Annotated in this window: 8 protein-coding genes; 6 read left to right on the forward strand and 2 right to left on the reverse strand. The window is 61.8% G+C overall.

The annotated features are described in order from the left end of the window. Positions 1–50 precede the first annotated feature (50 nt). The 6 genes from NMB39_RS11370 to NMB39_RS11395 all read left to right on the forward strand — a co-directional run bounded on the left by NMB39_RS11370 (position 51) and on the right by NMB39_RS11395 (position 10,383). Complete coding sequence (locus NMB39_RS11370; RefSeq protein WP_494339223.1) at positions 51–1,778, forward strand: autotransporter assembly complex protein TamA; 1,728 nt, start codon at positions 51–53, stop codon at positions 1,776–1,778. After that, positions 1,778–5,464, forward strand: a complete 3,687-nt coding sequence (locus NMB39_RS11375; protein ID WP_494339222.1) for a translocation/assembly module TamB domain-containing protein — start codon at positions 1,778–1,780, stop codon at positions 5,462–5,464. Before NMB39_RS11370 ends, NMB39_RS11375 begins: the two co-directional genes overlap by 1 nt. Positions 5,465–5,717: 253 nt before the next feature. Continuing rightward, positions 5,718–6,191, forward strand: a complete 474-nt coding sequence (locus NMB39_RS11380; protein ID WP_057024282.1) for a MarR family winged helix-turn-helix transcriptional regulator — start codon at positions 5,718–5,720, stop codon at positions 6,189–6,191. Next, positions 6,188–7,639, forward strand: coding sequence for an efflux transporter outer membrane subunit (locus NMB39_RS11385; protein ID WP_494339221.1), 1,452 nt, complete (start codon positions 6,188–6,190; stop codon positions 7,637–7,639). The genes NMB39_RS11380 and NMB39_RS11385 overlap by 4 nt, the downstream gene beginning before the upstream one ends. A gap of 15 nt (positions 7,640–7,654) precedes the next feature. Further along, positions 7,655–8,854 (forward strand): HlyD family secretion protein, encoded by a 1,200-nt coding sequence (locus NMB39_RS11390; RefSeq protein WP_198720892.1) that lies wholly within the window; start codon positions 7,655–7,657, stop codon positions 8,852–8,854. Continuing rightward, positions 8,854–10,383 carry a DHA2 family efflux MFS transporter permease subunit gene (locus tag NMB39_RS11395; RefSeq protein WP_046068674.1) on the forward strand — a complete coding sequence of 510 codons (1,530 nt, stop codon included), beginning with the start codon at positions 8,854–8,856 and terminating at the stop codon, positions 10,381–10,383. Before NMB39_RS11390 ends, NMB39_RS11395 begins: the two co-directional genes overlap by 1 nt. 154 nt (positions 10,384–10,537) lie before the next feature. On the opposite strand, the gene lpxH is transcribed toward NMB39_RS11395, so the two are convergent. After that, on the reverse strand, positions 10,538–11,287 hold the full coding sequence (lpxH, locus tag NMB39_RS11400; RefSeq protein WP_057024285.1) for a UDP-2,3-diacylglucosamine diphosphatase: 750 nt from the start codon (positions 11,285–11,287) through the stop codon (positions 10,538–10,540). After that, positions 11,284–11,790 (reverse strand): peptidylprolyl isomerase, encoded by a 507-nt coding sequence (locus tag NMB39_RS11405; RefSeq protein ID WP_057024286.1) that lies wholly within the window; start codon positions 11,788–11,790, stop codon positions 11,284–11,286. The genes lpxH and NMB39_RS11405 overlap by 4 nt, the downstream gene beginning before the upstream one ends. Positions 11,791–11,973: the final 183 nt, after the last annotated feature.

Genomic DNA, 11,973 nt, shown 5'->3' on the forward strand with positions numbered 1-11,973 from the left:
GACAAATCCGGGTTCAAAGACTCTCCCCAGCTCGTGTAGCATCCGCGCCTATGAAGTTTCCAGGAAGATTTACCAGCGGCTTGATTCTGCTGTTCACAAGCTGCGGCGCATTCGCGCAAAGCGAATTGGACGTGCGGGTCAAACCCTCAAACGACGCGTTGAAAGCCAACATCGAAGGCTATATCGGCGGGGTGGGCGATCGTGATGAAGAAGCCTTGCTGCGGTTCAGCCGCGGCGCCGAGGAGCAGGCGCGTAAAGCGGCCCAGGCCCTGGGCTACTATCAGCCACGGATCGCCAGTGATGTAAGGGGCGGGAAGAACCCGCGCCTGACGCTCACCATCGACTCCGGCGAACCGGTGCATCTGCGCGACGTGACCATTCGGGTCGATGGCCAGGCCGCGAGCCTCAAGGCTTTTCGCGTGCCTGCCAGCGACGACCTCAAATCCGGCGCGGTGCTCAACCACGGCCATTACGAAGACGCCAAGCGCCTGATCCAGAACCAGGCTTCGCGCTACGGTTTTTTCAGCGGGCGCTTTACCAGCCAGAAGCTGGCGGTGGACCCCCAGGCCGGCGTGGCCGATATCGAACTCATTTACGACAGCGGCCCGCGCTACAGCATGGGCAAGGTCAGCTTCAGCGGCGACACGCCTTTTGATGAAGAACTGCTGCAACGCATGGTGCCGTTCAACAGCGGCACGCCGTATGACTCCGAACTGATCGCCGAACTTAACCAGAACCTGCAAGCCAGCGGCTTCTTCGAAGGCGTGAGGGTAGATGCCAGCCCCACCGCCGCGACCAATGATGTAATCCCGGTCGCCGTGCAGCTGGAAACCCGCAAGCCGCGCACCATGGGCCTGGGCCTGGGTTACTCCACCGACGTGGGCCCACGGGGCAAAGCCAACTGGACACGGCATTGGGTCAACCCCCAGGGCCATAGTTATGGTTGGGAAGCCGAGTTGTCGGCGCCCCGGCAGAACGTCGGCCTGTGGTACGACATCCCCCTCGACCCACCGCTCACCGACAAATTGCGCTTTGCCGGCGGCTATCAGAATGAAGAGATCGCCAATACCGACACCTTGAGCAAGCTGCTCACCATCGGCCCGGAATGGCACAGCAAATTGCCCAGCGGTTGGACGCGGGTGATTTCCCTCAAGTACCAGCGCGAAGAGTACCGCCTGGGCAATGACTCGGGCTTGAGCAACCTGGTGATGCCGGGGGTCAGTTATTCCTACCTGCGCAGCGACAACCGCATCGACCCGCACCATGGCTACCGGCTGATGTTCGACACCAAGGTCGCGAAGGAGGGGCTGGGGTCCGACACCAACCTGCTTTACGGCACGGCCACGATCAAGGGCCTGACCACCTTGTGGGACAACCATCGTTTCCTGGCTCGTGCGCAATTGGGTGGCAGTGCCACCAACGGCTACAAATCCGTGCCGCCGTCGTTACGCTTCTTTGCCGGTGGCGACCAGAGCGTGCGCGGATACGAGTACCAGACCCTGTCGCCCGAGAACGACCGCGGCGACCGCATCGGCGGCCGCTATATGGTGGCCTTGAGCGCCGAGTACCAATATTCCATCACCGACAAATGGCGCATCGCGACCTTTGTCGACCAGGGCAACTCCTTCAATAACCTGGACTTCCCCAGCCTGAAAACCGGTGTGGGCGTTGGTGTGCGCTGGGTCTCGCCAGTCGGGCCGATTCGCCTTGACCTTGCCCATGCCCTCGAAGATCCGGGCGGCGTTCGATTGCACTTTTCCATGGGGCCTGAGCTGTGATGCGTGGTTTGAAAATAGCCGGGCTGGTGCTGGTCGCCATCCTCGCTTTGCTGTTGCTGGTGCTATGGTCGGTACTGGGTACCCAGGCGGGCAGTCGCTGGGCCTTGGGTCAGGTGCCGGGCTTGAGTGTGGAGCATTTCCAAGGCCGCCTGGGCGGGCAGTGGAGCGCCGATCATCTGTTGTGGCAGCAGGATGGCAGCCGCGTCGAGTTGAAGGCGCCGAAATTCAACTGGTCCCCCGGTTGTCTGTTACGCATGACCCTGTGCATCAACCAGCTGGATATGGAGCAAGTCAGCCTGGAATTCGCACCCAGCGCCGAAGAGAGCAGCAGCGAGCCGATTCAACTGCCCGAACTGAAATTACCGGTTGCCGTACAGTTAGGCGACGTTCGCGTCGGTAGCCTGATTTTTAACGGCAATGAAGAACTCAACAGCCTGCAGCTGGCGGCGCACTGGACTGCCATGGGCCTGCGTATCGACTCGGTGCACTTGCAGCGCGACGGCCTGGTGCTGGACCTTGCCGGTCTGCTGCAACCCAGCGGCGATTGGCCGCTGAAGGCCAGCGGCAACCTGAGCCTGCCCTACGCCCCAGGCGGTGCACTCTGGACGGTTGCGCTCAAGCTCGACGGCGACCTGCTCAAGACCCTCAAGCTCGACGCCGACAGTAGCGGCTACCTGCCGGCCAAGCTCAGCGGCGAACTGCAACCCCTGGTGGAAAACCTGCCGGCGCAGTTGCACATCACCTCCGAGGCCTTCAAGCCCAGCGCGGATCTGCCTGACACCCTGCAACTCAACCAACTGGACCTGAGTGCCGAGGGCGACCTGAAAAGCGGCTACCGGTTAGTGGGCAAGGCCGTGCTGCCGGCGGAAAAAGGCCCGGTGGACTTGCAGCTGCAAGGCAAGGTCGACGCCAAGGGCGCGCAGATCGCCGGCCTGGATTTGAATGCCGGCGACAAGCAAAGCCTCAAGCTCAGTGCCAACCTCGACTGGCAACAAGGCTTTAGTGCTGACGCCAGGATCGACTGGCTGGACTTCCCCTGGCACCGCCTGTATCCCGTGATCGACGAGCCGCAGGTTGCATTGCGCACCTTCAACGGAGAAATCTCTTATAAGGACGGCAATTACCTCGGCAACCTCAAGGCCGACCTCGACGGCCCGGCCGGCAAATTCAATCTGGTCACGCCCTTCAGTGGCGACCTCAAGCAAGTCTTCCTGCCCGAGTTGAAGCTGACCGCCGGCCAAGGCAAGGCCGAAGGCCACCTGAACCTGCAATTTGCCGACGGTATTGCCTGGGATACGGCGCTGGACCTGTCGGCCCTGAACCCGGCGTACTGGGTCGCCGAGTTACCCGGCACCCTGGCCGGGCCGCTGCGCAGCAAAGGCGAGTTCAAAAATGATCAGCTCAAGCTCAACGCCGACCTCGACCTCAAGGGTCGTCTGCGTGGACAGACGGCGGTGCTGGCGGCCAAGGCCGAAGGTGCCGGGGAACAATGGACCCTGGCCAACCTGGATATCCGTCTCGGTGACAACCGCATCAACGGCAGCGGCAGCCTGCAACAACGCCTGGCCGGGCAGATCGACATCAAGCTGACGCGCCTGGCCCAGCTCTGGCCGCAACTGCGCGGGCAAATCAATGGCCGCGTCGATGTGGCCGGCACCTTGAAAGCCCCCCAAGGCAAGCTCGACCTCAAGGGCCAGCAGTTGGCATTTGCCGACAACCGCCTGCAAACCCTCAACCTCGACGCCAACCTCGATAACGCCCAGCGCGCCAGGCTCGACCTCAAGGCCAGTGGCATTCAGGCCGGCGAAACCCAGGTCGGCAACCTCACTGCCAGCGCCCAGGGCGATATCAAGAACCAGAAGGTCCAGTTGGACCTCGCCGGCCCACTGCTCAAGCTGGCCCTGGCGTTGGATGGCAACCTCGACAAAGGCAACTGGCGCGGGCGTCTGGCCAGCGGTGATGTACAAGCCGGCGGCCAGGACTGGCGCCTGCAAGCCCCGGCGAAGATCGAGCGCCTGGCCGATGGCAAGCTGACCTTCGGCGCGCACTGCTGGGTCTCCGGCCCCGCCAGCCTGTGTGGCGAAGACCAGCGCCTGATGCCCGAGCCGAAGCTGCGCTACCACCTCAAGCAATTCCCCATCGACAGCCTCGCGGCATTCTTGCCCAAAGACTTCGCCTGGCAGGGCAAGCTCAACGCCGACGTACAACTCGATTTGCCGCAGAGCGGCCCCAAAGGCGTGGTGTCGGTGGATGCCAGCGGCGGCACCCTGCGCGTGCGCGACAAGGGCCAGTGGTTGGATTTTCCCTACGACACTTTGAAGCTAGAAACCACCCTTAACCCCAAGCGCATCGACACCCAGCTCAACTTCCATGGCGGCAAGCTCGGTGAGTTGCTGTTGCAGGCGCAGATCAACCCGCTGCCGAGCAACAAGCCGATTACCGGCAATTTCAGCCTCACGGGCCTGGACCTCGCCGTGGCGCGGCCCTTTGTGCCGATGGTGGAAACGCTCAACGGCAAGCTCAACGGCAGTGGTCGCATTTCTGGCGGTTTGCTCGCACCCCTGGTCAACGGCAACCTCAACCTGGTGGACGGCGAAGTCTCCGGGCCAGAACTGCCCATCAGCCTCGAGGGCCTGAACCTGCAGGCGCAGATCGCCGGCGAAAGCGTGCAGCTCAACGGTGGCTGGCACAGCGGCAAGGCCGGGCAGGGCAGTCTCAAGGGCCAGATCGACTGGGGCCGCGCGCTGGTGGTTGATCTCAACCTCAAGGGCTCGCAACTGCCGGTGACGGTGGAGCCCTATGCCAAGCTGGAAGTGGCGCCCGACCTGAAGATCAGCCTCAAGCACGACAAGCTGGCGATTGCCGGCAAGGTCCATATCCCCCGTGGCGATATCACCGTGCGGGAACTGCCGCCGTCGACGGTCAAGGTCTCCGATGACACGGTGATCATCGGCAGCCAGACCGAAGAGGGCAAGCCGCCGATGGCCATGGCCATGGATATCGACGTGGAGGTGGGTGAAGACCAGCTCAACTTCGCCGGCTTCGGCCTCACCGCCAAGGTCCAGGGCCATGTGCATATCGGCGACAACATGGATACCCGTGGCGAACTGTGGCTCAACGACGGTCGCTACCGCGCCTACGGCCAGCGCCTCAACGTGCGCCGTGCGCGGCTGCTGTTCGCCGGGCCGCTGGACCAGCCGTTTCTGGATATCGAGGCGGTACGCATCGTCACCGAATCCAGCCGCACGGTCACCGCAGGTATTCGTCTCAGTGGCAGCGCCGAACAACCCACCACGCAGATCTTCTCCGAACCGGCCATGGCCCAGGAAGACGCGCTGTCGTACCTGGTACTGGGGCGCTCGCGCACCAACACCGGCGAAGACAACAACATGCTCGCCGAAGCCGCCCTGGGCCTGGGTTTGATGGGCAGCGCCGGCGTGACTACGGATATTGCCAACAAACTGGGTATCCAGGACTTCGACCTCGACACCCAGGGCACCGGTAACAGCACCGCCGTGGTAGCCAGCGGCAAGATCAACGAGAAGCTCAGTTTGCGTTATGGGGTAGGGGTGTTCGAGCCGGCCAATACCATTGCCTTGCGTTATTTGCTCAGCAAGAAGGTGTACCTGGAAGTCGCCACGGGCGTAGCCAGTTCCCTGGATATCTTCTACAAGCGCGATTTCTGATCGGTACGCGGTAAAAAAATGTGGGAGGGGCGGTGCGACGATTCGACTTGCTCCCGATAGCGATCGGTCAGCTACAAACAAGTTGACTGATATACCGCTATCGGGAGCAAGCCCCCCTCCCACATTGGTTTTCATTTCACTCCAGCCTTCAGCCAACTACCAAGCAACCTAATAATTCCATTTGACATTCGCTGCCTAAGCAGTAACATCTCGTCACACATTCACTGCCTAGGCAGTAATAAGGTGACTTTCGATGCCTCACTTCACCCCCGATAACTTCCACAACTGCCACCTCGGCCTGTTGCTGGGCCGCGCCGCGATTCTCAAGGACCGCATCATCGACACCCATATGGAACCCCACGGCATCACCGCCGCGCAGTTCAAGGTGTTGATCATCATGGCCCAGTTCGGCGTCGACACCCCGGCCGAGCTGTGCCGCAACCTGTCCCTGGACAGCGGCTCGATGACGCGCATGCTCGACCGGCTGGAGCAAAAAGACTTACTCAGCCGCAAGCGCTCCGAACTGGACCGCCGTCAGGTGCAGCTGGTGCTGACCGCCGGCGGCCAGCGCCTGGCGGACATGCTGCCGCAGATCGGCGCCCAGGCCCTCAACCAGCTGGCCGGCGTACTCGAGGCGGGTGAGCTGGAAACCCTGGAGCGGATCCTGAAGAAAATGCTCATCGCTGCGGGTGACCCCATCACTATCCAGCGGGTAGGTAAATCATGAACACACGTGCATTCAGCCTGGTGCTGGCGGCGATGACGTTGGCCGGTTGCGCCAATTACAGCGGTCTCGACACTCAAGGCCAACGCCTCGACGCCAACACCCTGCAAACCGGTAAATCCCTCGGCGGTGTGACGCTGTCGAATGCCGCCTGGCCGGCCGCCGACTGGTGGAAAAGCCTTGGCGACCCACAGCTCGACAGCCTGATCGCCGAAGCCCTGCAATACAGCCCCGACATGCAAGTGGCCGACGCCCGTGCCCATCAGGCCGAGGCCGCCGCCTATGCCGCCAACGCTGCGCGCATGCCGACCCTGGATGCCAGCGCCGGCGTCAGTCGATCACGCCTGGCCAAGGACCAGGACCCTCGCGGGCAGGGCGATGCGTACTCGACGGTGCGTAACATCGGCGCCAGCTTCAATTACAACTTTGACCTGTGGGGTGGCCAGCGCGCTGCCTGGGAAGCCGCCCTGGGCGAGGCCCGCGCCGCAGAAGTCGACCAACAGGCCGCACGCCTGACCCTGGCCGCCAACGTGGCCAAGGCCTACAGCGACCTGGGCCAGGCGCATATCGTGCGCGACCTGGCGGTCGACGACCTCAAGCGCACCCGCCAGATGCTCGACCTGAGCAAGCGCCGCCTGAGTTCCGGCATCGACAGTGAATATCAATACCAGCAGACCGAGAGCCTGGAAGCCAGCTCCCAGTCGCAACTGATCGACGCGGAAAAACAACTGCAAAGCGCCAAGATCGCCCTGGCGGTGTTGCTCGGCAAAGGCCCGGATCGGGGTAGCGAGTTGGCCCGTCCGGCGGTGCTCAAACCCAGCGCCGTCGCCGTGCCTTCGGTATTGCCCGCCGAGCTGCTCGGCCGTCGTCCCGACCTGGTTGCCGCACGTTGGCGGGTAGAAGCGGCGAGCAAGAACATCGACGCAAGCAAGACCCGCTTCTACCCCAACCTCAACCTCAGCGCGAGCGCCGGGGCCGAGTCGTTGCTGGGGGACGCGATGTTCGGTTCGGCCAGTCGTTTCTTCAACATTGCACCGACGATTTCGCTGCCGATCTTCGACGGCGGCCGCCTGCGTGCCGACCTCGACGCCCGCGACGCCGATTACGACCTGGCCGTGGCCCAGTACAACAAGACCCTGGTGCAAGCCTTGGGCGATATTGGCACCACCCTCTCGCAACTGCGCGACACCGGGCGGCAGATCCAGGCCCAGCAACATGCCGCCGACATCGCCCAGCAGTCGTACGACACCGGGGTGCAGCGCTACAGCTCAGGCATCGGTAATTACCTGGATGTGCTCAGCATCGAGCAGCAATTGCTGCAGGCCCAGCGTCAGCTGGCGACCTTGAATGCCGCGCAGATCGATCTGTCGATTCAACTGATGCAGGCCCTGGGTGGCGGGTACAACGCCAACAACGTGGCCGCGACCACCCCAGCTACACGCACGGAATAATTTGAGGTATTTGTCATGGCCACTGCCGACAGCAACAACGCAACTGAACAACCCAAAGACACCAACCCACGTAAACGCAAAGTCATGCTGATCGGCCTGGCGCTGATCGTCATCCTCGGTGCCCTGGGTGTGTGGGGCTGGTACGAGTTCTACGGGCGCTTCAATGAAAGCACGGACGACGCCTATGTGAACGGCAACGTGGTGGAAATCACCCCGCTGGTCACCGGCACCGTGGTCAGCATCGGCGCCGACGATGGCGACCTTGTCCATGAAGGCCAGGTGCTGGTCAATTTCGATCCCAACGACGCCGCCGTCGGCCTGCAGAGTGCCCAGGCCAATCTGGCCCGCACCGTGCGCCAGGTGCGCGGCTTGTACAGCAACGTCGATGGCATGAAAGCCCAGGTCAATGCACAGAAAGCCGACGTGCAAACTGCCCAGGACAACTACAACCGGCGCAAGACCCTGGCCCAGGGCGGCGCGATCTCCCAGGAAGAACTGTCTCACGCCCGCGACAGCCTGACCGCGGCCAAGAACGCCTTGACCAACCTTGAGCAACAACTGAAAACCACCAATGCCCTAGTGGATGACACGGTGATTTCGTCGCACCCCGACGTGCAAGCTGCCGCCGCGCAATTGCGTCAGGCGTACCTGGCCAATGCGCGCAGCACCTTGATCGCGCCGGTCACCGGCTATGTGGCCAAGCGCACCGTGCAACTGGGCCAACGCGTGCAGCCGGGTACCGCGCTGATGGCGGTGATCCCGCTGGACCAGCTGTGGATTGATGCCAACTTCAAGGAAACCCAACTGCGCGACATGCGTATCGGCCAGCCGGTGGATATCGAGTCGGACATCTACGGCAGCGACGTGAAGTACAGCGGTACCGTCGACAGCCTCGGTGCCGGCACCGGCAGTGCATTCGCCCTGTTGCCGGCGCAGAACGCCACTGGTAACTGGATCAAGATCGTGCAACGGGTGCCGGTGCGCATCCATATCAACGCCGAAGAGTTGGCCAAGCACCCGCTGCGGGTGGGCCTGAGTACCGTGGTGAATGTGGACCTGCACGACCAGAGCGGCCCGGTGCTGGCGCAACAGGCGCCGCAAAAGGCGTCGTTCACCACCAACGTGTATGAGCGCCAGTTGGCCGAGGCCGATGCCATGATCAATCAGTTGATCCATGACAACAGCGTCGCCGCTCCCAAGGCTGCGCAACGCTGATGAGCAATAACGCCTCGTTCACGCCACCCAGCCTGTTGATGGCCACTATTGGCTTGTCGCTGGCGACCTTCATGCAGGTGCTCGACACCACCATCGCCAACGTGGCGTTGCCGACCATTTCCGGCAACCTGGGCGTGAGTTCAGAGCAGGGCACCTGGGTCATTACTTCGTTCGCGGTGAGCAATGCCATTGCCTTGCCGCTCACCGGCTGGTTGAGCCGACGCTTCGGCGAGGTGAAGCTGTTCCTGTGGGCGACCATCCTGTTTGTGCTGGCGTCGTTCCTCTGCGGCATCTCCACCTCGATGCCCGAGTTGATTGGCTTTCGGGTGCTGCAAGGCTTGGTCGCCGGGCCGTTGTACCCGATGACGCAGACGCTGTTGATCGCGGTCTACCCGCCCGCCAAGCGCGGCATGGCCCTGGCGTTATTGGCGATGGTCACGGTGGTGGCGCCGATTGCCGGGCCGATCCTCGGTGGCTGGATCACCGACAGCTACAGCTGGCCGTGGATCTTCTTTATCAACGTGCCCATCGGTATCTTTGCGGTGATGGTAGTGCGTGCGCAGTTGAAGAAACGCCCGGTAGTCACCAGTTACCAGCCAATGGACTACGTTGGGTTGCTGAGCCTGATCGTTGGGGTCGGCGCCTTGCAGATCATCCTCGACAAGGGCAATGACCTGGACTGGTTCGAATCCAACTTCATCATCATCGGTGCGGTGATCTCGGTGATTGCCCTGGCGGTGTTTGTCATCTGGGAAATGACCGACAAGCACCCGGTGGTCAACCTGCGGCTGTTCGCGCACCGTAACTTCCGCATTGGCACCATCGTGTTGATCCTCGGCTACGCGGGCTTTTTCGGTATCAACCTGATCCTGCCGCAGTGGCTGCAGACCCAGATGGGCTACACCGCCACCTGGGCCGGGCTGGCGGTGGCACCGATCGGTATCCTGCCGGTGCTGATGTCGCCGTTCGTAGGCAAGTACGCGCACAAGTTCGACCTGCGCCTGCTGGCGGGCCTGGCATTCTTGGCGATTGGCTTGAGCTGCTTCATGCGCGCAGGCTTCACCAACGAAGTGGACTTCACCCACATCGCCCTGGTTCAGCTGTTCATGGGCATCGGCGTGGCGCTGTTCTTCATGCCGACCCTGAGCATCCTGATGTCCGACCTGCCGCCGCACCAGATTGCCGACGGCGCCGGGCTGGCGACTTTCCTGCGTACCTTGGGCGGCAGCTTCGCGGCCTCGCTGACCACCTGGATCTGGATCCGCCGCGCCGACCAGCACCATGCCTACATGAGCGAGAGCATGACCCCCTACGACTCGGCGACCCGTGATGCCATCCAGGCGCTCGGTGGAGCAGGGCAGAAGGCCTACGCGCAACTGGACCAGGTCCTCACCAGCCAGGCGTACATGATGTCCACCGTGGATTACTTCACGTTGCTGGGGTGGATGTTCATGGGCTTGATGTTGCTGGTGTGGCTGGCCAAACCGCCATTTACGGCGAAGGCAGGGCCAGCAGCCTCGGGCCACTGATAGCCAAGGCTGAAATGCAATCAAACTGTGGGAGGGGGCTTGCCCCCGATGGCGGTGGGTCAGTCAACACATCTGATACTGACCCACTGCAATTGGGAGCAAGCCCCCTCCCACAGTTTAATCTCTGTTCACATTGAGCAGTGGTGTTTGAGAATCAGGCGCCAGGCAAGGCCAACTGCGGGTTGACGAAGTCAAACGCCGCCAGTTGAAATCCTTGCTCATCCACCTGCAACGCCCAGCCCTGTTTGTCCCAGTCCCCCAGCACAATACGCTTGGCCGCCTGGTCGCCAATCTGCAACTTGTGGATCGCCGGGCGGTGGGTGTGGCCGTGGACCAGGGTGTGCACGCCGAACTGCTGCATCACCCGCGGCACTTCTTCAGGGGTGACATCGACAATATCGTTGGCCTTCATGCGCACTTGGGCAGAGCTTTCACTGCGCAGCTTGCGCGCCAGCCTGTGGCGTGTGCCCAAAGGCAGGTGACGCAGGATAAACAACACAATCGGGTTACGCAGGATGCGCCGCAGCTTCATATAGCCAAGGTCGCGGGTGCAGAGGCTGTCGCCGTGCATAAGCAGCACAGGCTCGCCATACAATTGCACGACACTCGGGTCCTTGAGCAAGGTGGCGCCTGCCGCTTTGCAGAACGCCTTGCCGATCAGGAAATCGCGGTTGCCATGCATGATGAAAATCGGGGTGCCGCTGTCGCTCAGTTCACGCAACGCCGCACAGATGGAACGCTGGAAGGGGGTCATGCCATCGTCGCCAATCCAGGCTTCAAAGAAGTCCCCCAGAATGTACAACGCCTGGGCGCCACGGGCGCGGCCGTGGAGCAGATCCAGAAACGCCCGGGTAATATCCGGGCGTTCCTCTTCCAGATGCAAGTCTGAAATCAGCAATATCACGCTTCGATGATCTCGGCTTTCTCGATGATCACGTCTTCTGCTGGAACGTCCTGGTGACCGGCCTTGGACGTGGTGGACACGCCTTTGATCTTGTCGACAACGTCAGTACCTGCGGTGACTTTACCGAATACGGCATAACCCCAGCCCTGCACATTCTTGCCGCTGTGGTTGAGGAAGTTGTTGTCGGCGACGTTGATGAAGAACTGCGCGGAGGCCGAATGCGGCTCCATGGTACGCGCCATGGCGACGGTGTACTTGTCGTTGGAAAGGCCGTTGTCCGCTTCGTTCTGGATGCTTGGGCGCTTGTCTTTCTTTTCTTTCATGCCAGGCTCGAAACCGCCGCCCTGGATCATGAAGTTACCGATGACACGGTGAAAAACGGTGTTTTCGTAGTGGCCGGCTTTCACGTATTCGATGAAGTTGGCGACGGTGATCGGCGCTTTCTCGGTGTTCAGCTCGATGACGATGTCACCGTGGTTGGTGGTCAGTTTGACTTGAGTCATGTTCACTACTCTTTTCAGGGAATTCGTGGGTTTGGACGCCTGGGCGCCACGACCGGTTTGGCGAAACTTGGGCCAAGACGCGCAGTTTAGCGTGCCTTGCAGGAATTTCGAGGTGGTTTTTTACCGCGCTTGTCATTAAAGCAGCAATTAAAGCAGCAGTTTTCGACCGCGCTCTGTCAGGTG

The sequence above is a fragment of the Pseudomonas sp. FBCC-B545 genome (genome assembly GCF_059134095.1).

Coding starts and splice junctions, on each gene's coding strand:
- NMB39_RS11370 (WP_494339223.1), top strand. CDS start 51: ATGAAGTTTCCAGGAAGATTTACCAGCGGCTTGATTCTGCTGTTCACA.
- NMB39_RS11375 (WP_494339222.1), top strand. CDS start 1,778: ATGCGTGGTTTGAAAATAGCCGGGCTGGTGCTGGTCGCCATCCTCGCT.
- NMB39_RS11380 (WP_057024282.1), top strand. CDS start 5,718: ATGCCTCACTTCACCCCCGATAACTTCCACAACTGCCACCTCGGCCTG.
- NMB39_RS11385 (WP_494339221.1), top strand. CDS start 6,188: ATGAACACACGTGCATTCAGCCTGGTGCTGGCGGCGATGACGTTGGCC.
- NMB39_RS11390 (WP_198720892.1), top strand. CDS start 7,655: ATGGCCACTGCCGACAGCAACAACGCAACTGAACAACCCAAAGACACC.
- NMB39_RS11395 (WP_046068674.1), top strand. CDS start 8,854: ATGAGCAATAACGCCTCGTTCACGCCACCCAGCCTGTTGATGGCCACT.
- NMB39_RS11405 (WP_057024286.1), bottom strand. CDS start 11,790: ATGACTCAAGTCAAACTGACCACCAACCACGGTGACATCGTCATCGAG.